Genomic DNA, 21,767 nt, shown 5'->3' with positions numbered 1-21,767 from the left:
CCCCCAATAAAAGAGTATCATATTAAAGTCATTTTGTCAAATATATAAGACATAAATTATTATATATTTGTCTTTTCCAACAATGAAGCTTATTATAAAAGACTGCCATTAAAAATGCAGCCTTTTATAAAGTAAAAGTAATTGCGAGAAAGCACAGGCGACAATCAAGCTGATGGGTGAACTTGCCAAGGGCCGGAAATCAGGCGAGGAAAAGGGATGGGTTTCACATGAAGCTGTGAGAGCACATTTCAAAGAGAAAACCAATGAATAAGCTTCATTATTCTCCTGAGGCTCTAAGTGACCTTGACGAAATATGGGCATACATTTTTGAAGACTTACAAAATCCCACCGCTGCCCAAAACACAGTGGACGGCATATTGGATAACATACACTCATCGACTGGTTTCACTGGTTGCAAGCCTTATATGCATTAAAAACATTTATTAGTCGATAACCACCATCGTAAGTATTTGGCTCCATCAATTAATAAGATATATGAATTCAAAAAATTACGAAAAACGGAGAAAAACTACTTAATCTGGTGTCTAATTGTTCAGGAAAAGATCATTGCACAAAATCTAGTGCATCCCCATTCCTAAACTACTCGCATATTTTTTTCAAAAATTGTATATTATATTTAGAATAGCGGTGGACGTCTTCGGACTACACTTAAGGGAATTGGATGCGTCCAATTCCCTTTCAATTTTTTTATAACTAATCCTTGTTTATTACACAATTTTACGACATTATACTGTAAACTATGTCCGCAAAGAAATTTTAGTTTACAGACTGATGGAAAATGATGAATATGGGGAAGCCATAGTATTTAAGGATAATGAGCAGGCCAAGGTGGAAACCTTGGGGGAGTTATATATCAGCTTAAACAGCATATTTGATTGAAAAAGCTAAAGGCAGGAGATTTCCGTCTGTTGAAAATAACTTGTGCCTTTATTAATCATACATGATTTTGGAATGCTTGATCAAAAAAACGCCATAATCAATCTTTTATTTAATTGTATGTTAAGAATGGATTTTATGAACAACAACAATATAATGGCAGCTAACCATACATATCACTTCGATTTATTCTCTATATTAGTTTTACATAGTCCTGAGCACCATAAAAAAAGCGATAAATGATAACCACTCTATTTGGTTCATCAACCTTATAAACCAGCACATAGTTTTTAATGGTTGCCTTTCGGTAGGTTTCCTTTTCCAGGTGAGCATCATGACACCGTTCATACATAAACGGATTATTTTTCAAATAGCCGTAGTATTTTTCAACCTCATCAAGGAAATTTGCAGCAACTATGGGGTTTGCAAGCTCGACAACAATATACGCTACGATATTGTCCAAATCCTCATGGGCAAGTTCCGAAACAACTAACTTATACATTGTATTTTTCTCTTATACTTTTCAAAGAAGAATCCCCTTCAAGCACCTTTCCTTCAGCTATTTGCGTTTCGGCGGCAGCCAGTTTATTATATATATCCAACATATACAATTTTTCTTCGTACATTTTTACGCTCATGATGACCATATCGCCATAACCATTTTTGGTAATATATATTGGTTCAGATGCCTCCTGACACATTTGAGAGATTTCACTTGTATTTTTCAAGTCTCGAATAGGGATTATTTTTGGCATAAACACCAACTCCTCTCAGTGGTATTATTATACCATAATTATACCCCGCAATCAAAAATATTATCCAATATTCATACATATTCAAGCTGCGATTTTGAATTTTCATAAAGCCAAAGAAGCGTTTGTTTATCCTTCATTTTTCTAATCCCCATTGCGGTATTTTAAATACCTGATTGTCCGGTGCAAAAACTGTTTTCCTCTTAAATACAGCCGCCGAAGGGGATATGCGGATACCCAAAGTATGCTGTAGGCCCGGTATAAAAAACCGCCGCAGGAGATGTATCTGCTACCGCGCCATATTCCCTGAACAACGCCTATCACCTGGGCATGCCGTACCGGATATTCTGTGACACATTGGTTATCGCCGGCAATTACATATCCCGACCGCGCTACATTTATAATCCTGTGCAATATGTATTTGCCATCCTCACGTACAAACAGGGGAAGGTCATGTTTTTTTAAGGGCCGCTCCTGCAGCTTAATCAAGAATACCCGGTCTTTTTTGTGGCGCAGCAGAGGCAGCATACTGGTTCCCGTTATGGTAAGAATTACTTTTCCGTCGTTTTGCAGAGTTTCCACTATCAGAGGGTGAAGCTCCGACATCGCCGCTATTTTAATCAATCAAATCAGCCGCCTTAAGTTTAGTAAGGAATAAATCAATATCTGCTTTTGCCTTTGCCTCAGTGGTATCGTATTCTTCCAGCAGGGCCCCGAGCAGTTCCTGACCGGTTTTACCATCGGCAAGCAGCTTCCACAGAAACGCGCCTGTTTCGTTCAGGGTGATCACACCGGTAAAGTCAAGGGTTGCTTTACCGGTAGGCACGACTACATGGCTTCCCGCAACTTCCCGCAAAAGATATCCCTCTTTAATTCTCATATTATACATCTCATCCTTTTGTTTATGGTGTCATAAGCGAGCTTTACAGCGTCCATGCTGATGTTGCAATCCAAATGGTATACAGGTGTTTTTTGCAGCAGGGTGTCCAGCAGGGTCAAAAGTGCGTCCATTTTACCTTTGTCGTGGTTGGGGCGTATGCTGTGGCGGATCAGGCGCTTTATGGCCTCTTTATTGGTAAGCCTTTCAATATGGTTTTCTCCTGCCTGTTTTAGAAAGACAACCGCCTGCAAGAGTACTTTAATATTGGCGTTCAGATTGGTTTTTCCGCTCCACGGCGTCCCATATACATAGATTTCATCTCCGAGCAGGCGCAATGCGGGCCTGTCGTCGTTGATGATAACCGCCTTATCCTTGCCGAAATACTGCTGCCATAATCCCGCGTGGGTTGATTTTCCCGTCCCGCAGGGAGCGGAAAACAGCACGGCCTTATTGCCCATCGCCACCGCCGAAGCGTGAAGACAGAAGCCGGAGTGCTCCAGCAGCTTGTAGGAAAAGGCAAAGCCCTTATGGATATACTCCCATTCGTCAAAGCAAAACTGGGGATAACTCTCTTTTATCTTTACCAGCGCTTCATCGCTGATATCTATTATCATGTCCGGCTGACCAGCGGCAGCGGTCCGGTAGGGTTCTCCCTGCGTAAGCAGTGTCTCTCCCGAGCATTCCATCTTTACATTCAGGCCGGCTATTTTGTACATCAAAGTGATCACTCCTTTCCGCTACCGCTAAATTTTTACGCTTTAGTAAAACAGGCAGGCAGATAACTTCCGCCTGCCTGTTTTGGTTATTCATACCATCCCATAGGTGCCCCGAGTTGCTCATCACTACTGGCGGTGATGGTGGTGATGTTCTCGCTGATCTCAAATTCGGTGATTTCGATTTCCGGGCTTTCGTAGGGCTTTTTCATCGTCGTCACCTCGTTCCCTGCGCAATATTAGCGCTGTATACCGTTGCCGTATTGCCTTCGCTGTCCTTGTAAATCAAATAGGCTCTCCCGTACCAGGTGTCGCCGTCTTCGACATTCCCCTTGATGATATAGAACTGGTTGGCGGAGGTATCCAGTATTTTGCCGAGAATTACGTTTGGCGTATCCACAGTCACCGGTGCCGCTGATTTCAGCAGCAACACGCCGCTCTCCACCAAAGTGAAGCCAGCCGGAAGATCCTTGATTGCCGTGAACATGATGGTCCCGTTTGTCGAATTTACCATTACATCATCAGACAATGTGATAAACGGTTTATTTTCAATCTCCTCACCGATGTCAACAAACACGGCGACAAGCGTGGTGTTCTCCATAGGGGTAAAGAATGTAAACGTGGATTTCGTGCTCACCTTTGCGCCGTCCTGCTCCCAATGACTGAACTTCTGCCCCTCCGGCGCGCCGTCCGCCACCACCGTTACCGGCATGTCGAACTTGTAGCTGCCTGCAGTTCCGCCCGTGGACAGGGTTCCGCCCGTCACGGTTACCGTATGGGTGCCCGTAACTGTATCTCTTAGATAGACAGCGGTGATCACCCGATCGGAGGTTATATTGTTTGAGGGCTGGCTCCAGTGGGAAAAGGTATATCCGAACAACGGTGGGGCGGCGGGTGGAGTTACCGATCCGTTCTTCGCCACACTCGTCATTTGCAGAATTCTTCCGGCCTTGTCTTTAAACGTCACTGTGTACCAGGTATCCCCCGCGGCGGGAGCTTTGCTGAACACCGCTATCAGGTTAATCCCTGATCCCATAATGATTTCATAATCCGGGCTGGTGGAAATGACACTTGAGCTTTCCACGTTCAGCCAATAAGCAAAGATATATCCCGGATTTGCCTCGGCTTCCAGGCGAATGGAGTCACCCATTTCACACGGCTTGCTATATACCGTCAAAAGGGGCTCCGAATCGCCGTTCAGCTTCACTGCCCCTCCGGCCAGGGTCTTGACTTCCAGGTAACCTCTTTTGACAGCTGTGCTTACATCTTCCCAAACGGCGTAGAGGATAAGGTCGTGGGCCGGCATGGTCACCGTCGCGTCCGGCGTGTCCTTGGCGTAAGCGGTGCCTCCCGTGCCAAGGGGATTGGTATACCAGTACTTGAACTTCTTGCCGCCCGGCGGGGTAAATGTATTGTTTGCCGCCGCGAAGGTTGCGCCGGCGGTTTTGACACTCTCTGTCGGGGCGGTGCCGGTACCGCCGTTGGCGTCGTAGGTGACGCTGTAGGTCACCGCAGGCTCTGCTCCCGTCGCCGGGAACTCCGCCGTGATTATGCCGGAATTGGCAGCGTTGGTCGCGGTTGCTCCGGTCACAGTGAAGAAGTCCCCGGTAACACCGTTAAAGGTATAACCGGCTTTAGGAGTAAGAGTGATGGTCGCTGTATACACCGTGCTTGCCGCAAAAGGGTTATGGACAGGATTCCAGGCCACAGTCCCGGTGTATTGTGCCGTTTCGATGATCCCTGCCGCAGGCGCCGCGCCGCATACCGGAGCTGTCACACCTGTGATGGCCGCGATGCTGACTGGGGTATCCGGTACCGCATCGTTAATCGCTATGGTCAGCGTCGCCGGTGCGCCTTTGGCGAATACGACAGTCAATACGAGGCTGCCCGGGGCCTTTACCGCCAGATATTCCTTATTGATGGCCAGGGTGGCTGTGGCGCCGTCGATGTCGGTCACGCTGTAGCTTTCCGTCCCGATGGAAGTTGTACCCGCCCTGATGTCGGATATGGAAACCGCGTCGTTCAAGGTGACGGTCGCGGTCACATTCGCCGGCGCAGCTTTGTCAAAGGTCCCGCTGGCCGGGCTGATGACGGCACCCTCGATCGGGCTTGCGTAACACGCGAGATAATCCAGATTCAATATCGCGTCACCCGTGTCATATTGAACTTTCAGGCTGTCTCCGCTGGCAATTTCCAAAGGAAGCCATAGGCTGCCAAAGCACCCTTCGCCGTACCAACCACCCGTAGAGGCGAATGTAACGTCTTGAATATGCGCGCCATTTTTGTAAATGCTGATCGTTCCGCTGTTTGGGCTGGCGTAGCGGATTTCAACCATAGGCGACGCGGGCAGGTTGTTCCATTGGACGTATCTGCCCACTTTATTGATATCCCCAACCTGTTTTCCTCCCGAAGCGCCCACAGCCTGAGCATCGCCGAAAATCCTCGCGTTAGTAGCCGCATCCTCCGCTTCAAACTTTCCCGTAGTTGCGGGAACCGTCAGGTTAAAGGTCTTTGTCTTTTCCGTCCCGCCCGCATAGGAAACCGTCGCCGTCAAAGTAACCGCTTTGTTACCGTCGAGCTGCCTTGCTACCCCGCCCGTATCGATGTTAATAATCCCCGTGGGGGAGGCGCTCCATGCTATGGCCGTGCCGTTCGCCCCTGTCTTTGGTAAGTTAAGAGCCGTTTTCACATCATTCTCCGCGCTGTTGCCGCCTTTTATGGTGTTCCAGTCAAGGAGGGCAATGGCGGCTTCGATTCGCACGTCGGGCGTGAGGGCGGAAAGCGGAAACTCAAACGTCGCGGGCGTGGCTGTCGTGGTTGCGTTTCCGGAAAATATATTTCCGCTGGGAACGCCTACCTTCGTGGTTACCGTTTCCTGGGGCAGATACAGGTACAGCTTGCCAAGGCTGTCGCTGGATACATTTTTCACACCATAGGTATAGGCCAAATTGGTGGTCAGCCACGATACCGCCGCGTTATCCGCGCCGCTGCCCGAAAGCTGTATGGTGGTGAGGTGCACATCAGCGCCGGCGGCGTTCTTTACCGTGCTGCCGATGGAGCCCTTGCCGCCGCCTATGCTCGCGGCACCGCCGGTGCTGGCTGCGTTTACCGAGCCGCCGGTGATGGTAACGACGCCCGCTCCTCCGCTATAAAAAGAAGACCCCAAATTGTTGCCGCCGCCGATACCCGCGCCGCCGCCGCTTGCCGTTATCGTACCGCCGGTGATGGTCACGACGCCTTCTCCTCCGGCGGAAGTCCCGTTAGCTCCGCCGCCGCCAATGCCCGCGCCGCTTCCGCCGCCTTTTGCCTCTATCGTGCCGCCGGAGATGGTGACGGTACCTGTTCCGGGCACATTACCCATAACATTAGAGCCGCCGCCGCCGATACCCGCGCCCAGGCTGCCGGCGCTTGCCTTTACCGTACCGCCGTTTATGGTAACAGTGCTGCCGCCGATGGCATTGTAACCGCCGCCGATACCCGCGCTGCCGACGCCGCCGGTAGCCGTTACCGTACCGCCGTTTATAATGGTATTGCCTCCGCCGCCGGTATTGCCGCCGCCGATGCCCGCGCCGTACTGGCCGCCGCTGGCCGTTACCGTGCCGCCGTTTATGGTCGTGGTGCCGCCGCCGCAGTTATGTCCTCCGCCGATGCCTGAGGCGCTGCTGCCGCCGATGGCCGTTACCGTTCCGCCGTCGATGGTGAGGATGCCGCCGGCGCAGTTGATGGCTCCGCCGATGCCCGCGCTGAATTCGCCTCCGGTTGACGTAAGCGAACCGCTGCCCCGGATGGTGAGCTGTGTGGTGCCTTCCACCTTTAAGCCGGGCTCTCTTGCACCGCCCTTGAGCGTATTCGTTCCGGCGAGCGTCAGCGTGCTGCCTTCACCGGTGAAAGAGAGGGCGTAGACTTGATGACAGGCGCTGTTGTCGATGTTCACGTTGTTAATCGTAAGCTTGACGCCCGCTTCGCAGTAGAATGTGACATTGGTGTAAGTCGCGGCGGCGCCCTCCAATGTGACGGTCAGTCCGGTATTGATCTTAGTGGCGCTATTGCTGCCGTAATCGGACAGGTTATATGTGCCGTCCGCCGCAATGGTCGTACCCCACGATTTTGTGATGTTGACGGTCAGCGTCGCCGAGGCCCCGCGCTGAAACTCGACGGTCAAAACCTTTTCGCCCATGGGCAGGGTCGCAAGATAGCCCTTATTGACGGTCAGCGTGTTTCCGCTCACGTTGTAATTCGCGGCGCCGATGGAGGCTGTGCCCGCCTTTACATCCTTCACGGCGGCTGCGTCGTTCCACTGGATGGTCGTGGTCACATCCGCCGGATGGGTTTTGTCAAACGTCCCGCTTGCCGGGCTGATGGAGGCGTTTTCGAATGAGCTTATGTAGCACTCGATATAATCCAGATTCAAAACCGCGTCGCCGTCGTCATACCGTACTGTTATGCTATCACCGGCGGCGATTTCCAAAGAGAGCCATAAGCTGGCGAAGCGCCCCTCGCCGTACCATCCTCCGCTGGCGGTGAACGAGGCGTCCATGACGTGCGTGCCGTTTTTATAGATGCTGATCGTTCCGTTGTTTTGGCTTGCGTAGCGGATTTCGACCGAGGACGACGCGGGCAGGCTGCTCCATTCGACGCTGCTGATTCCCTTTACGCTAAGATTTCCGACCTGCTTCCCTTCCGAAGCTCCCGCAGCCTCCGCGCCGCTGAAAATACTCCCGCTGACGATGACCGCGTCCTCCGCCTCAAATCTTCCCGTATGTTTGGGAACCGTCAGGTTAAAGGTCTTTGTTTTTGCCGTCCCGCCCGCATAGGAAACCGTTGCCGACAAACTAACCGCTTTGGCACTGTCAAGCGGCCTGGTTATCGTGCCCGTATCGGTGTTAATAATTCCCGTGGGGGATGCGCTCCATGCTATGGTCGTCCCGTTTTCCCCTGTCTTGGGCAGGTTTAAGGCGACCTTCACATCAGCCTGCTCGCTGTTACTGCCTTTTATGGCGTCCCAGACAAGGTGGTTAAGGTCGGTTGTAATCCGCTCGTCAGGCGGGAGGTCGCACTCGAAAGTATGCTCCGTGGGCGGGCTCCCCGTGACCGCATTACCCGCAAATATTATGCCGGCGGCGTTCACCCCCGTGATCTTCGTTCCCTGCGGCAGATAAAGGTACAGCTTGCCGGAGCTGTCGCTGAAAACATCGTTCAGGTCATAACCGTCCAAATCGGTGGCCAGCGACGATATCGCCACGTTTCCCGTGTCGCCGCCCACAAGCCGTATGGCGGTGAGGTACACCTCAACGCCGTCCCCGTTTTCCAACGCGTCGGAGGGGGTAGCCCCTGCGCCTCCGCCGCCGCCGATCTTATCGATATCGCTGCCGGCGATCGCGTTTACCGAACCGCCGCTGATCTTTATGATGTTGCCGTCACCGGCGACAGCGGTGGCGCCGCCTCCGCCCCCGCCGATACCCGAGCCTTGGGCGATGCTGGTTGCTTTTACCGTACCGCCGCTGATGGTGATGGTGCCGCCGCCTCTGCCCCGGCCGCCGCCGATCCCCGCGCCACCGTATCCGCCGCCGGTGGCCGTTACCTTGCCGCCGCTGATGGTGATGGTGCCGCCGTTGCCTCCGACTGAGCCGCCTCCGCCGCCGATCCCCGCGCCGCCGCTGTTGCTGCCGCTGGTTGCCGTCACCTCACCGCCCGTGATGGTGATGGTCCCGCCGCCGCCGCTGCCGCCGCCGCCAATGCCCGCGGCAAAGGAGCCGTCATTCGCCGTTACCTTGCCTTTTTTAATGGTGATTTTGCCGCCGCTGCCACGGTAGCCGCCGCCGATGCCCGCGCCGTTTTCGCCGCCGGTGGCCGTTACCGTGCCGCCGTCGATGGTGATTACTCCGCCGCTGCCAAGGGAACCGCCGCCGATACCCGCGCCGTATTCGCCGCCAGTGGCCGTTACCGTGCCGCCGTCGATGGTGATTACTCCGCCGCTGCCAGGGCTGCCGCTGCCAGGGCTGCCGATGCCCGCGCCGAATTTACCGCCGTATGCCGAGAGCGAACCGTTGCCCCGGATGGTTAGTTCCGTGGCACCTTCCACCTTAACCCCGGGCTGCTCATATCCGCTTCGCAGGCTGCTTGCGCCCACAAGCGTCAGCGTATTGCCCGCGCCAGTGAAGGCGAGGGCGCAGCTACTATGATTTATGGTCACGTTGTTCAGCGTCAGGTTAACGCCCGTTCCGCAGTTGATTCCGGACTTGGTGAAGGTCGTGCCGCCGCCCGTCAAGGTGACGGTACGACCCGCCGTAATCGTAATGGCCTTGTCGCCGCTGTAAGCGGACAGGTTATATGTGCCGTCCGCCGTGATGGCGCCGTCCGCCGGTATAGGCGTGAAGGGCGAATAGTCAAGGTAATCCACATTCAAGGCCACATCGCCCGAATCACGTTGAATTTTCAGGTTGTCGCCACTTTTTATGTCGATATCAAGAACAATCGTTTTAAAGTGCTCCGCACCCGTCCAGCCGCCGGTAGAAGTAAACGCTGCGTCCCGGACATGCGTATTATTTAAGTAGATACTGATCGTCCCCGTATAGACGCTCGAATAACCAATCACAACGCCCGCAGCTTCCTGTAAGCCGGCGAAGGTAACGGAATCGGCTGTGGAGTTGAAGTATCCTACCACTTTGCCGCCCGACGCGCCCGCCTGTCCGTCGGCAACTCCGGCACCGCCGGACGTGATCGCGTTCTCCGCCTCAAGCCTTGTCACCCCCGCCGCCGTTGCCATCGGCGGCAGCATGGCAAATATCATGAAAGCGGTCAGTAAAAGCGTCAATAGTCTTTTTGCTTTTTTCATGTTCATTCCCCTTTACTTCTCAAAATTGATTCGTACAGCTTCTCCGCTTTACTCCCTTATGGCGAACAGAATGTTGTCCACTGTCAGCCGAATGGGGTATAGCGCCGCTTCCCCGGGTACGGGGTCGGGCCAGCGGATGGCCTTTTCCTCCAATGTGATATCCTTGAAACGGCTCAAATCCTTCAAGCTGCTATATGGCATGGTTTCAATTAAATCTTTCATGTGAAAGAGGATGCTGTTGCCGTGTTCAAATTCCACGAGCAGGGTATAATCGTCTCCCGGCGTTACCTTGAGCATTTTGCTCATTGAAGGCGCCTCCTTTCTTTGGGGCGGTAGAAATTTTAAAACCCCCCATACGATTAAAGTATAAGGGGTTTTTTTAAAATTGGTATCGTCCAAACGGAGTATATTGCTCCGCAAAATCAAATAATTTTCAGCTTCCCGGCTTTTTTTACGGCCGCAGTCCTGCCGCCAACCTCCAGCTTCCGGTAGATATTCGCCAGATGCGTCTTAACTGTGGTCCCGGACACATATAGTCGTGCGGCAATTTCGTTCCGCCTGAGCCCTTCGGCGGCGAGGGTCAGAACCTCCAGTTCCCGCTCCGTGAGCGTCACGGTACTCTCTGGGGCGCGGCTCAGACTTTCTATGTAGTGTTCACAGGCTTCGAGCAGTTCTATGATGTAGCCGTCACCGGAATTGTTTTGTGCGATATGCCGCAGCATGTCAATCATTTCGGGCGCATACTCCGCAAAGGGCAAAATCAGGTGATCCGCCCGCCCCATGCCGATTGCTTCCGCAAGTGCCGCGCAGCCCTTCTCCATCCCGTACAGGCGGTATTTGGCTGCGGCGGCAAGGATATGATTGTGCAGGAAGCCGAGCTGATTATGGAAAATACCAAAGTATTGCGGAAAGGTTTCGGTCAGTATCTCCAGACGGATGTAGTCCTTTGCCAGCAGCACGGCCTTGCCATAGACGATAAAGTTAAACGCCATGCCTCGATACATGAAGTTGGCCATGGATAGTTCGCCTGTCCGCAGCCACTCGGGGATGCTGTCCGGCCGGGTCATGCAGCCGTAGGCATAGCCTTCGATCAAATCCAGCGTGGTGTTGTAAACGGCGTTATCTTCCTTGGACACATCAGCCCGGAGCTGCCGCAGATGCTCCAGCGCCTCGATTATCTTTTCCTGATAGATATAAAACCGAACAAGCGTCAGTCCGGCGCAGAGGATGATGCCGGTCTGCTCCATTGTCTGAGCCTTGTATATGGCTTTGAAGGCGTTCAGCTCCGCCGCCTGCCAGTCCCCTGTTTCCAGCGCGTGTTCGGCCAGCGTCACATAGTCGCAGCCCGTGCCGCAACCGGAGGAGATTCTTGGAAATACGGGGAATTCGGCAGCCATAAATTCCGCCGTTTCCTTTAAGCTTCCCGGCTCTCTGTAATAGGTGTACAGGAAATGGGGTGAGCCAAAGGTGAATTCGGCATCCCGCCTGACCAGGCATGAAACACCTCCCTCCAAAAGCCGGAGCGCCTTGTTGGTGCAGTCCACCATTTGACGCGCGTCATTGAACACAGCGAAAATGCGCACGACGCTGATTTCCGCAAGGACGCGGCTGCGGCGGTTTGGGTGGATATCCGCAATCCGCCGGTAATGTTCCTCCAGCTCGTCAAGGCGGGATACGGCGTCCCGCGCCGCAGCGGGGTCGCCGCTGAAAAGGAGCAGCGAGGCGATATATTGCAGATAGGCAAACGGATACTGAAAAAGCAGCTTCCGGGGTGCGGCGGCATACATTTCCGGGGCACCCTCAAATTCGGAGGAGTCCTTGGTAATGGCATCCTCCTCGTCCAAAAGGGATAGGACACGCTCTGTTTCCCCGGCGCGGCAAAGATAGGCATAGGCCGGCTTGAACGCCTTTTTCTCAAGGAACCATTCACCCACCTGCCGGTAGAGCAAAGAAACCTCCGCGTGATCCGTCTGTCTGGCCCGCAGGAAATCCGACAGCACATGATGGATTCGGTAAACGCCTATTGCCTCGTCGTAGAAAACGAAGGCATTTTCCTGACGCAGCTTTTTCAGAATTTCGCCGGCACGTTTTTCCTCCGTCACATACCGGGCCTGTTCCTCCGTAAAGGTATCCATAACGGAAAGGCGCAGAAGAAATGTTTGAATCGTTTCGTCGTAAGCGTTGTAGAGAATTTTCTCCACCAGCTCATTGATCACGCTGCTTTGGCCTATGGGAATTCCCTGTTCCAGCCCCAGCAGGATTAAATATGCCAGGGATATCCAGCCTCCCGTGTATTTGCTGACCTTTTCCAGCGCGTCCTCGCCCTGGCGGAAATCCATCAGGATACAGTAGGCGCGGAGCTCCTCGCCGGTGAAACGCAAGGTTTGCTGGGACACGATATTGCACAGCCCCTTGGCGAAAAGCTCCGCAAGGTCGAGGAAGGAAATATCCCGGGTGATGAGGACAATATGAAAATCATCGGGCAGCTCCGTGATAAACCATCCGAAAAGCTCGGGGCGCAGGATGTCTCTTGCGTAGTGGATATCGTCTATGACAAGGGTCGTATCCGGCGGATAATCCAAGTCATTCATAAGGGAAAGGAACGATCTGACATGCAATGCGTCGGAGGGAACACCAAAGCCTTTCAGCCGCTTGCCTGCCATCTCATCGAAGCTGCCGGCCGCCATCACCACCCTGTCCCAAAATGCCTCCCCCGTATCGCTATCTGAATAAAAGGAGGTCCACAAGACCCGCACGTCTCTCGCTGCAAGAAATTCCCGCACAGCCGTGGTCTTGCCATAGCCCATAGGCGCCTCCACGATGGTCAGCGGATATTCAAATATGTTCATGAGTGCGCGGTTGACGCGCTCTCTTTTGAGCGTTTTGCTCTTTTTCATGGGATGACCCTCCATACGCTTAAATTTGCCGGTAAGATATTATATATTGCCATGCTTTTGCGCAGCCACATATTCTTTGCTCTTTATGGATTTTCCGGTGTCAGTACCTGCCGGAGGATTTATTTTCTCTGCGCCGTTTGTCAGGAGGCTTCGGAGCATCTTTCGGGATCAGCTATACTCATAAAATATACAATGTTAGCAAAATGTTAGCAAATTAAATCAAGATAAATAACAAGGGTTTCAGCAAAGTGCTGAAACCCTTGTTATTATTGGTGCGGGTGAGAGGACTTGAACCTCCACGCCATAAAGACACTAGATCCTAAGTCTAGCGCGTCTGCCATTCCGCCACACCCGCTTGCTTTCGGACACAAATGAGAGGTTGACAGACCTCTCATTTTTTGGCTGGGGAGGCTGGATTCGAACCAACGAATGGCGATTCCAAAGACCGCTGCCTTACCACTTGGCTACACCCCAAGGACTATGAAAATATGTATGGGGTGAATGATGGGATTCGAACCCACGGCCTCCAGAGCCACAATCTGGCGCTCTAACCGACTGAGCTACATCCACCGTAAAAATATCTGCAATTATAAACTGCAGTATAAATAATAACAAATCGATTGCTTATTGTCAAGAATAAATTGCAATCAATATATCCAGCTTTTCGCTGCTCAATAATGATAACATATTTACCTGACCATGTAAAGGGCTGCGGCTAAAAGAAATAATCCTATTTCTTGCCTTCCTTAGCCAGAGCCTCCATTATCTTTTGATAAGTCATGTCCATTCCCTCAGATATAACCCTTATATCCCCGAGAACCGGCATAAAATTATTATCTCCACCCCAGCGCGGTACTATATGAGTGTGAAAATGTCCGGGCACCCCGGCACCGGCTATCTTCCCAAGATTAACTCCTATATTAAAACCTTCCGGGTTTAAAGCCAAACGCAACACTCTCACCATGCGCTGAGTCATCTGGCCCAGTTCTAAAAGTTCATCTGCTTCCAAATCATTAAAATCTCCCACATGGCGCTTGGGTGCTATGAGCAAGTGCCCGTTATTATACGGATACAGGTTCATTATAACAAAGGTTTTATCGCCACGCAGCACTGTATAGTTGGCAGCATCCTCATTTGAATGCAGCTTATCGCAAAAAATACATGTGTCACCGTGATCCTTGCCGATATATACTGTACGCCAGGGGGCCCACAATCTTTCCATTTATCAATTCCTCCTTTTTGCTTAATAGTTGTTCTTTCACTAACTGCGAACAAAGATAAATTCTACATAAAAACTCTGAATCCTTCCTTTTGCAAAACGTATATTCTGCAATTTTCTATTGTTGGTACTTTTGCCTGAGTCTTAGTTATGTTAGTATATTTAATATAATTGTGCATATACATCAGTTTGTTCCTTATTTTTAGCAGGGAGGATTAATATGGCTTTTAGACAAATAATAAAGAAAAATGTTCTATTAATCATATCAATTATATTTGTCTTAACAGGTTTGACCGCACCTGTGCACGCCGGAGAGCTTTTCTCGCCTTATGCAAAAACCGACTGGATGATAAAATGCCCCAGTAAACTTACTGCCGGTCCGTTGATAGCACCTAATAATCTCCTTTATTGCCCGGCCGGCAATGCCATCCTGTGCTACAATATAGAAACCGGAAAAAGGGAATGGGAGCGCAAGCTCGATTTATCAGGTCAAATCACTCATTCCCCGGTATTTAACGGCCCTAATATCTATGCCGGTGCCGCCAACGGAATACAACAAATAAAACTCAACGGGAGTTTGAACTGGACTTTTAAAATATCCCCTCTAAATAAAGGTTCCAACAGCGGGGCCATAGTTTGTCCCGGCCCGTCAAATCTGCTTTATGTAGGAACAGGTGACAGCGTCTACGGACTGGAAGCGGGGAAAAATTTTATCTGGCGTTATTCCAGCGAGAAAAATATATTTGATTGCCTGAGTGACGACCAGCGACTTTATGTATGCGAAGGGGATAAACAAAGCGGCACCCTTCTTGCTTTAAATTCTAAAGGTGAGCGAATTTGGTCAATGACACTTGGTGCTATAAAAAATATGCGCATGAGCACAGGTCCTAATGAAAATTTATATGTTGCGGCCAATCCCGCGAAACTGGATGAATATCACCGTGGCAAGGTTTACTGTATTGATCCCGTTAAGGGCAAAGCTATATGGGATTATTCAGTTAAAGCAGACAACCTGTCACAAATCAGTTTTTCCTCCGAAAATAAGATCGTTTTTTCCGCTGCCCAAAAACTATACTGTCTGGATGCTGCCACGGGTGCCCAAGAATGGTCTTTACCTTTAATAAATCTGGCCTCGGGAATTGCTGTAGACAGCACCAACAAACGTTTTTATGCCGGCGGCAGTGACGGGAGAATTTTCAGTATCAGCTTTTCCGGAAAATCCTTATGGCAAAAACAATTCGACGAAAAGGACGCCGTTTCCCGGACTCCAATAATACTGCAAGACGGCAGTATTATTGTTTATACCAACAAGGGTGTATTGATGAAAATATCTGATTTATAAGAGGAGATATAGTTAATGTTTAATTTATTTAACAGACTAAACAAGTGTTTCACTGTGTTAATTTCTGTGTTAATTTCTGTGTTAATTCTCCCGCAAGCCTGTACTGCCGCAGCAAAACAAAAGCCGGCAACCCTGTTGGATATAGAAACACACTGGGCCAGACAACAGGTTGAGAAGATTTATGCTCTGGGCTTAGTCAGCGGTTATCCCGATTACACGTTCCGGCCTGACCAGCAAGTTAACTGCCTGGAAGCTATAACCATGATTTTAAACAGCTGCGGCTATAAAGAACAAATCGCCAAAGTTAAACAGGTAAAAAACGCGCCGCCCAGTGAGTATCCTGTCCCCTGGGGACAAAACTATCTGGATTTTGCTCTGGAAAAAAGATTCATCCCTCAGGGTATAATGGAAATCTTTCAATATGACCGGCCAATTAACCGGGCTGAGACGGCGGCTATTTTAACAAGAGTATTTGGTTTAACAACTCAGGGCAACCCTCACCAGTTTATTGACACTAACAGCATTCCTGAGACATATCTTGCCGCTGTCCAGACAGTTTATCGGGAAAAAATTATGCTATGTTATCCAGACGGCTCTTTTCAGCCGCTAAAACCAATTCTCAGAAGTGAACTGGCTGCTACTTTATCGCAGGCATACGATCAGGGCTGGATAAATATTGAACCTAAATACAAAATTAACGGCTGGATTTCCAGAGTATCAGAGGATAAGAAGGATTTAAAGATAGAAATTAGTTCTCTTAAAGAATCAATAACTGCAGCAGCCAATACTGATTGCCCATGCTACTTTCAAGGAGAAAGGTTCTCTATCAAAAAGGCCGTTAATTACCGAATAAATGGTATTTTAGATACCAATAAAAAAATTGCCTATCTGGAATTACTGGAAAAAAGGAACTTTGACCAGATTAAAAACAGCACCTATGCCAGCTTCATAAATCTGGCCGAAGGAGAACCGGTTATTATGTCCGTTAAAGACATGTTAAATAATGGAGCGACCTTTCCTGTAGCCTGGGACGCAACCATCATTGATGAAAAATCTAAAAATAAAAATCCTGCCGCAATAAATATATTTAAGCAATTAAAACCTGATCAGTTTATAAAAATCGGCTTAACAGAAAACAAAACAATTAAATCCATTACAATATTGGATATAAAAACAACCTCGGGTAAAGTTGAGTCCATCGGCAGATCTCTTAGTCTGGAGCATAAAACCAGTTCCGGCAGCACCGGCATAAAATACAAACCCTTCAGTTTCTTGTACTGGGATAATGCCAGGGTGGTAGATAAGGACGGTAATAATACATCTGTTAAAAAAGGCGATTCAGTAAACATTTACTATATTGGGGAACCTCTTTACGAAAATATCCTAGAAATAAAAGTAACTAAATAGATATACCCGGAATACCCCAAGTGAGTATCATGCTAAGTTATCAAACCCAGTCTCTGCATAACCTCTACCATTTTAACACTGTCGATAGGCTTGGCCGCATATGCATCACAACCATTATCAAAGGCGCCAAATACAGTACTGGTTTCATTCAATGCTGTGGTCATTATAATTTTAACCCTTTGGGAATCATTGATTCCCTTTTCTTTTTCAAGATGCCGGATAGCCTTTAATGTTTTAACCCCATCAAGTCTGGGCATCATTATATCCAGGCAAATGAGGTTATAAGGCTCGCCGTCGTTTAGTGCCAGCATAAAAGCGTCCAATGCTTCAAAACCGTCAACCGTAATATCGCAGTCGCCATATTTAGAAAGCAATTTAAATAAATATTTCCGGCTGGCCATGTCATCCTCGGCAATTAATATCTTCATGCTGCAACCCCCCTACCAGATATTTTCTCTTTAATATCACTCACCGCTGCATTTACAATAGCTTAAGTCTGTCTAATTCCATTTCAATTTTACTGCACAGATCACTGGCCTGCTCAATTTTTCCCTTGCGTACCGCAAGCTCAATTTTAAATGCCAGACTTTTCAGAAAATCTGCCTGCAATATTTCCGAATCGTTTTTTATTAAATGTGCCATTTTTTCTGCAAGAAGATCATTACTCTCAGCAACAGCCTTTCTAATATTAGCTGTCTTAACAGCTATGTCTTTGAAAAATCGGTCATTGACTTTATTAACATAACTGCCGGAACATCCAGGCCTGTTTATCGTTATCTTTTTGTTCAGTCGCTCTATGGTGTTAAATAAGTCTACCATGGTTACCGGTTTTGACACATAATCATCCATGTCATGGGATAAGAACTTTTCCTTATCGCCCTTGACGGCATAAGCAGTTAAAGCAATTATTGGTGTTCGTTTTCCTTTAACACATTCATTCTGCCTAATAATACTAGTTGTTGCCAATCCATCCATTACAGGCATTTGAATATCCATTAGAATTAAATCATAATCATGCTTAGCCAGTATTTCCAGAGCTTCTTTACCGTTATTAACAATAGTTATTGAGTGACCAAACTCTTCCAGCATCCTAAAGATAACCATCTGACTTACCTTATCATCTTCAGCCAGTAAAATATCCAACTCTCTTGAAGCCACATATACGCATGTATTACTTTTCTTTTCGGGAGAAAACGCGCCGGTTTTTAGTCTTGTCGTAAAAATAAATTTACTTCCCCCATGATTATTACTTTCAACCCATATTTGTCCGTCCATTTTTTCAATAAGCTGCTTGGATATAGCCAGTCCCAGTCCTGTACCACCGTATTTCCTGGTGTAGGAACCGTCTACCTGACTAAAGCCCTGAAAAAGCTTTTCTCTATCACTTGCAGATATTCCTATGCCAGTATCAGTGACTATAAATTTGAGCGTTACATACTCCCTGGTCTTCTCTAATAGTTCTACCTCAATACCAACAGATCCAATCTGTGTAAACTTGATCGCATTACCCAGTAGATTATTTAATACCTGCCTTAGCCTGTTTGGATCACCACTAAGAGTTTCCGGCACATCACTGCACACACTGTATTTTATCCCGATATCCTTTTCACTTGCTTTAGCGGAATAAGATTTCACTGTCTTCTCAACCAGTTCCGGCAAATTAAACCCCACGTTTTCAATTAGCAGCTTTCCTGCTTCTATTTTTGAAAAATCAAGTATATCATTTAATACATTCATTAGCGAATCAACACATGTCCTGGCAATACTGAGGTTTTCCTTTTGATCAACTGTTAAATCAGATAATAATGTTAGATCCAACATGCCGATTAAACCGTTAAGAGGAGTTCTTATTTCATGGCTCATATTGGCCAAAAACTCACTTTTAGCCCTGCTAGCTGCTTCCGCAGCCTCTTTTGCTTTTTTTAGTTCTTTAATCAGTCGCTTGTGTTCATTAATATCATCAATTACCATCAAAACATGTTTTTCTTTTTCTATCTCTATAGGTACGGCATTCAGTTTGAACCATACCTTCCGGATATTATCTCCTTTTTTCATTTCAAATAAAATCTCGATGCCCTTGCATTCTGTCTGTTCTTCAATTACCTTCTGTATTGTGTATCTCAAAGGACACTTTATTTCTCCGTTTTCACAACTTTTTTTATTTTCCAGTCTGTGTTTACACCCTAACCCCTCACCAACTTTTTTGAGCAAGATTTGATCAGGACGTCTTCCCAGTATTTTACCAAGCGCATCATTAAGCTCAATTATGATGTGACAAGAGTTTACTATCATTATGCCTACCGGTGCCGCATCAAAAACTGCCTTCAATTTTGCTTGCTTACTATTAATCGCGTCTTCTATACTCCTTCGCCTGGTAATATCCCTGAATACAATGACAATAGCTTCCACAAAATTATTCATATCTTTCACGGGAGATATACTGGCTGATACGTACCTGAGCATACCATCCCTGGAAAGCAGTACCGTATCCTTCCTCAAGCCTCTTGGTGATTGTGTTGCAATAATTTGGTCATAATGCGTATACAATATCTCGTTAGTTTCCAGATTAATCATTCTAAATACTTCATCTATGTTTTTCCCTTTTGCCTCTGCCAGATCCCAGCATAAAAATTTCTCCGCAACCTTGTTCATAAACTGGACTTTGCCGTCTGTAGCCGCTGTAATCAAACCGTCTCCAATACACTCCAAAATATTAGAAAGACGCCTACACTCCATTACTGTATCGTTGCCTTTAATAGTTAAGTCACGGTTATCCCACATATGCATCAGCCCTTATTCAAGTTTAATGTTTTTATGTACAATTCCAATGCAAAAACCAAGCAATTAAGAAAAATGTTATCTATATTTTTGAATGTTATCCAACATGGAATATATAAGCTGTGGTATGGACAAAAGTGACGACTGTTTTTGCACCGCTCCTATCTCATAAGCTACCTTGGGCATGCCGTAAACCACACATGTTTCCTCATTTTGCCCAATCGTGAGGGCTCCTTTTTTCCGCATGGAAAGCAACCCCCTGGCACCGTCATGCCCCATGCCGGTTAAAATTACTCCTATGGCAGCAGAACCCGCCTTTTCAGCTACAGATTCAAAAAGCACATCCACTGAAGGACAGTGACCGTTAACCTTTTCACCTTTTAAACATTCAACTGAATAATTATCTCCGGCCTTCTTGATTCTCATATGGTAATCCCCGGGTGCAATTAAAACAGTTCCGGGAAGCACCCTGTCACCTTTCTGAGCTTCTTTGACTTCCAGGAGGCAGCTATTATTAAGTCTTTGAGCATACATTTTTGTAAAAACCGGAGGCATGTGCTGCACAATTACTATGCCGGGCATATTTCCGGGAAACTGTTTTAATATACTTAAGATAGCTTCCGTGCCGCCTGTAGAAGCTCCAATGGCAATGATAGAATTGCCGGCATGGCCGTTATCTTTTCCCACTATGCCGCTGCAGGTTGATTTATTCTTCCAATGACTTAATCGAGCTGTGGAAGCTATCTTAATCTTAACTATTAATTCATTGATCAAAGCATCAATGCCTTTTTCTATTCCGAAATTTGGCTTGGCAACAAAATCCACTGCGCCCGCATTGAGCGCATCAAAAACATTTTCACCCACAGAACTTACCATTATGACAGGAATGGGATACTGAGGCATAAGCCTTTTTAAGAATTCAATCCCGCTCATCTTCGGCATTTCGACATCAAGAGTTAACACATCAGGTTCCAATTCCAGTATCTTATCTCTGGCCATAAAAGGATCCGAAGCCGTACCGACAACCTCAATCCCCGGATCTTTCGAAATGCTTTTAGCCAGTGTCTCCCTGAACACAAGGGAATCATCCACCACAAGAACCTTAATTTTTTTCTTTATCATACTTCGCTACCTCCACCGGTTCATAAAAACCGGCTGCACTTGATTTCCTTCTATGCCTTACGATATATGGCAGGCCTAATATACCTAAAACCTGTTTCTATTTGATTGAGTGATTCTGAATGACCGATGAACAAATAACCTCCCGGTTCTGTAAAATCATAAAACTTATTCACCAGCTCCTGCTTGGTCTTTCGATCAAAGTAGATCATAACATTTCTACAGAAAATAACCTGAAACTTTTTTTTAAAAGGGAAAACCTCATCCATAAGATTAAACCTTCTGTAAATGACTTCTTTCTTTATTTCATTAACTATACAATACCTCTGATTATCATTTTTTATAAAATAGCTAAATCTCCTGTGCCTGGGTATCATGCAAATTTCCTCATCCGAGTATTCACCTTTTTTCGCCTTTTCCAGAACAATAGTAGATATGTCTGTGGCCAGAACTTTTGTGTTCCATAATTTTTTTTCCGCCCCAAAGTACTCGTCTATAATCATGGAAAGAGTATAAGATTCCTGACCGGTAGAACACCCGGCACTCCAGATTCTTAAATCCTTGTCCTTAACCTTTTGTGAAAGGTAAGGCAAAACCTTGTTTCTGAAAAAATCAAAGTGATCTGCTTCACGCATAAAAAAAGTATGATTTGTAGTCAGTTTATTGAGCAGAGTGACTACTGCATTACCTGTTCTGTCCGCAACAACATAATCAAAGTATTCGGAAAAACTTTTAAAGTTGTTCCGTATCAAAAAGTTTTGCAACCGGCTTACCACCAACAGTTTTTTCTCTTGCACCAGATTTATTCCAAAATGCTGTTTAATAAAACAGGCCAGCCGGCTGAATTCCTTTTCGGATATATTAACCCCTTCTTGAGCCATGAGTCACCCTTTCCTTCACTCATTTTGCCTGTAGAAGCCGGTTGCAT

General features: G+C 47.8%; 16 protein-coding genes and 3 tRNA genes. 2 read left to right on the top strand and 17 right to left on the bottom strand.

Annotation, left to right across the window (positions count from 1 at the left end):
- Window positions 1-1,090: 1,090 nt before the first annotated feature.
- The 13 genes from DTOX_RS03105 to DTOX_RS03050 all read right to left on the bottom strand — a co-directional run bounded on the left by DTOX_RS03105 (window position 1,091) and on the right by DTOX_RS03050 (window position 14,196).
- The gene (locus DTOX_RS03105; RefSeq protein ID WP_015756268.1) at window positions 1,091-1,399 is read right to left on the bottom strand and encodes a type II toxin-antitoxin system RelE/ParE family toxin; all 309 of its coding nucleotides are present in this window, start codon (window positions 1,397-1,399) and stop codon (window positions 1,091-1,093) included.
- Window positions 1,392-1,652, bottom strand: coding sequence for a type II toxin-antitoxin system prevent-host-death family antitoxin (locus tag DTOX_RS03100; protein WP_015756267.1), 261 nt, complete (start codon window positions 1,650-1,652; stop codon window positions 1,392-1,394). The genes DTOX_RS03105 and DTOX_RS03100 overlap by 8 nt, the downstream gene beginning before the upstream one ends.
- A gap of 141 nt (window positions 1,653-1,793) precedes the next feature.
- On the bottom strand, window positions 1,794-2,273 hold the full coding sequence (locus DTOX_RS03095) for a S24/S26 family peptidase (RefSeq protein ID WP_015756266.1): 480 nt from the start codon (window positions 2,271-2,273) through the stop codon (window positions 1,794-1,796).
- Window positions 2,266-2,529 (bottom strand): PqqD family protein, encoded by a 264-nt coding sequence (locus DTOX_RS03090; protein WP_015756265.1) that lies wholly within the window; start codon window positions 2,527-2,529, stop codon window positions 2,266-2,268. Before DTOX_RS03090 ends, DTOX_RS03095 begins: the two co-directional genes overlap by 8 nt.
- Entirely contained in the window at window positions 2,526-3,245 is a 720-nt protein-coding gene (locus DTOX_RS03085) for a hypothetical protein (protein ID WP_015756264.1), read from the bottom strand. The genes DTOX_RS03090 and DTOX_RS03085 overlap by 4 nt, the downstream gene beginning before the upstream one ends.
- A gap of 86 nt (window positions 3,246-3,331) precedes the next feature.
- Window positions 3,332-3,454, bottom strand: a complete 123-nt coding sequence (locus DTOX_RS24675) for a hypothetical protein (protein WP_015756263.1) — start codon at window positions 3,452-3,454, stop codon at window positions 3,332-3,334.
- Window positions 3,455-3,459: 5 nt separating this feature from the next.
- On the bottom strand, window positions 3,460-10,077 hold the full coding sequence (locus DTOX_RS03080) for a X2-like carbohydrate binding domain-containing protein (protein ID WP_015756262.1): 6,618 nt from the start codon (window positions 10,075-10,077) through the stop codon (window positions 3,460-3,462).
- Window positions 10,078-10,125: 48 nt separating this feature from the next.
- A complete protein-coding gene (locus DTOX_RS03075) occupies window positions 10,126-10,383 on the bottom strand; it encodes a DUF2442 domain-containing protein (protein ID WP_015756261.1) in 258 nt (85 codons plus the stop codon).
- A 116-nt stretch (window positions 10,384-10,499) separates the two neighbouring features.
- Window positions 10,500-12,974 carry a winged helix-turn-helix domain-containing protein gene (locus DTOX_RS03070; protein WP_015756260.1) on the bottom strand — a complete coding sequence of 825 codons (2,475 nt, stop codon included), beginning with the start codon at window positions 12,972-12,974 and terminating at the stop codon, window positions 10,500-10,502.
- A 270-nt stretch (window positions 12,975-13,244) separates the two neighbouring features.
- Window positions 13,245-13,329: transfer RNA gene (locus tag DTOX_RS03065), tRNA-Leu, on the bottom strand.
- Window positions 13,330-13,373: 44 nt separating this feature from the next.
- A tRNA-Gln gene (locus DTOX_RS03060) sits at window positions 13,374-13,448 on the bottom strand.
- Window positions 13,449-13,467: 19 nt separating this feature from the next.
- Window positions 13,468-13,544: transfer RNA gene (locus DTOX_RS03055), tRNA-His, on the bottom strand.
- A gap of 160 nt (window positions 13,545-13,704) precedes the next feature.
- A complete protein-coding gene (locus DTOX_RS03050) occupies window positions 13,705-14,196 on the bottom strand; it encodes an HIT family protein (protein ID WP_015756259.1) in 492 nt (163 codons plus the stop codon).
- 217 nt (window positions 14,197-14,413) lie between these two features.
- On the opposite strand from DTOX_RS03050, the gene DTOX_RS03045 reads away from it, so the two are divergent.
- Together DTOX_RS03045 and DTOX_RS03040 are read left to right on the top strand one after the other, a co-directional pair.
- On the top strand, window positions 14,414-15,535 hold the full coding sequence (locus DTOX_RS03045) for an outer membrane protein assembly factor BamB family protein (protein WP_015756258.1): 1,122 nt from the start codon (window positions 14,414-14,416) through the stop codon (window positions 15,533-15,535).
- Window positions 15,536-15,550: 15 nt separating this feature from the next.
- On the top strand, window positions 15,551-16,942 hold the full coding sequence (locus DTOX_RS03040) for an S-layer homology domain-containing protein (protein ID WP_015756257.1): 1,392 nt from the start codon (window positions 15,551-15,553) through the stop codon (window positions 16,940-16,942).
- A 32-nt stretch (window positions 16,943-16,974) separates the two neighbouring features.
- On the opposite strand, the gene DTOX_RS03035 is transcribed toward DTOX_RS03040, so the two are convergent.
- The 4 genes from DTOX_RS03035 to DTOX_RS03020 all read right to left on the bottom strand — a co-directional run bounded on the left by DTOX_RS03035 (window position 16,975) and on the right by DTOX_RS03020 (window position 21,720).
- Window positions 16,975-17,370: a response regulator transcription factor gene (locus DTOX_RS03035; RefSeq protein ID WP_015756256.1), complete on the bottom strand. Its 396-nt coding sequence runs from the start codon at window positions 17,368-17,370 to the stop codon at window positions 16,975-16,977.
- Between the two features lie 52 nt (window positions 17,371-17,422).
- The gene (locus DTOX_RS03030) at window positions 17,423-19,723 is read right to left on the bottom strand and encodes a PAS domain-containing hybrid sensor histidine kinase/response regulator (protein WP_015756255.1); all 2,301 of its coding nucleotides are present in this window, start codon (window positions 19,721-19,723) and stop codon (window positions 17,423-17,425) included.
- Window positions 19,724-19,798: 75 nt separating this feature from the next.
- Window positions 19,799-20,842: a protein-glutamate methylesterase/protein-glutamine glutaminase gene (locus DTOX_RS03025; protein WP_015756254.1), complete on the bottom strand. Its 1,044-nt coding sequence runs from the start codon at window positions 20,840-20,842 to the stop codon at window positions 19,799-19,801.
- 50 nt (window positions 20,843-20,892) lie between these two features.
- Window positions 20,893-21,720 carry a CheR family methyltransferase gene (locus tag DTOX_RS03020; protein WP_015756253.1) on the bottom strand — a complete coding sequence of 276 codons (828 nt, stop codon included), beginning with the start codon at window positions 21,718-21,720 and terminating at the stop codon, window positions 20,893-20,895.
- Between the last annotated feature and the right edge of the window lie 47 nt (window positions 21,721-21,767).

Source organism: Desulfofarcimen acetoxidans DSM 771 (assembly GCF_000024205.1).
Taxonomy (GTDB): Bacteria; Bacillota; Desulfotomaculia; order Desulfotomaculales; family Desulfofarciminaceae; genus Desulfofarcimen; species Desulfofarcimen acetoxidans.
This window is presented reverse-complemented; position numbering and strand designations above follow the sequence as displayed.

What these genes read in the sequence shown, in the direction of transcription:
- DTOX_RS03075 (WP_015756261.1), bottom strand. Translation starts at nt 10,383, where the DNA reads ATGAGCAAAATGCTCAAGGTAACGCCGGGAGACGATTATACCCTGCTC.
- DTOX_RS03105 (WP_015756268.1), bottom strand. Translation starts at nt 1,399, where the DNA reads ATGTATAAGTTAGTTGTTTCGGAACTTGCCCATGAGGATTTGGACAAT.
- DTOX_RS03040 (WP_015756257.1), top strand. Translation starts at nt 15,551, where the DNA reads ATGTTTAATTTATTTAACAGACTAAACAAGTGTTTCACTGTGTTAATT.
- DTOX_RS03030 (WP_015756255.1), bottom strand. Translation starts at nt 19,723, where the DNA reads ATGTGGGATAACCGTGACTTAACTATTAAAGGCAACGATACAGTAATG.
- DTOX_RS03035 (WP_015756256.1), bottom strand. Translation starts at nt 17,370, where the DNA reads ATGAAGATATTAATTGCCGAGGATGACATGGCCAGCCGGAAATATTTA.
- DTOX_RS03090 (WP_015756265.1), bottom strand. Translation starts at nt 2,529, where the DNA reads ATGAGAATTAAAGAGGGATATCTTTTGCGGGAAGTTGCGGGAAGCCAT.
- DTOX_RS03050 (WP_015756259.1), bottom strand. Translation starts at nt 14,196, where the DNA reads ATGGAAAGATTGTGGGCCCCCTGGCGTACAGTATATATCGGCAAGGAT.
- DTOX_RS03045 (WP_015756258.1), top strand. Translation starts at nt 14,414, where the DNA reads ATGGCTTTTAGACAAATAATAAAGAAAAATGTTCTATTAATCATATCA.
- DTOX_RS03080 (WP_015756262.1), bottom strand. Translation starts at nt 10,077, where the DNA reads ATGAAAAAAGCAAAAAGACTATTGACGCTTTTACTGACCGCTTTCATG.
- DTOX_RS03085 (WP_015756264.1), bottom strand. Translation starts at nt 3,245, where the DNA reads ATGTACAAAATAGCCGGCCTGAATGTAAAGATGGAATGCTCGGGAGAG.
- DTOX_RS03100 (WP_015756267.1), bottom strand. Translation starts at nt 1,652, where the DNA reads ATGCCAAAAATAATCCCTATTCGAGACTTGAAAAATACAAGTGAAATC.
- DTOX_RS03070 (WP_015756260.1), bottom strand. Translation starts at nt 12,974, where the DNA reads ATGAAAAAGAGCAAAACGCTCAAAAGAGAGCGCGTCAACCGCGCACTC.
- DTOX_RS03020 (WP_015756253.1), bottom strand. Translation starts at nt 21,720, where the DNA reads ATGGCTCAAGAAGGGGTTAATATATCCGAAAAGGAATTCAGCCGGCTG.
- DTOX_RS24675 (WP_015756263.1), bottom strand. Translation starts at nt 3,454, where the DNA reads ATGAAAAAGCCCTACGAAAGCCCGGAAATCGAAATCACCGAATTTGAG.
- DTOX_RS03025 (WP_015756254.1), bottom strand. Translation starts at nt 20,842, where the DNA reads ATGATAAAGAAAAAAATTAAGGTTCTTGTGGTGGATGATTCCCTTGTG.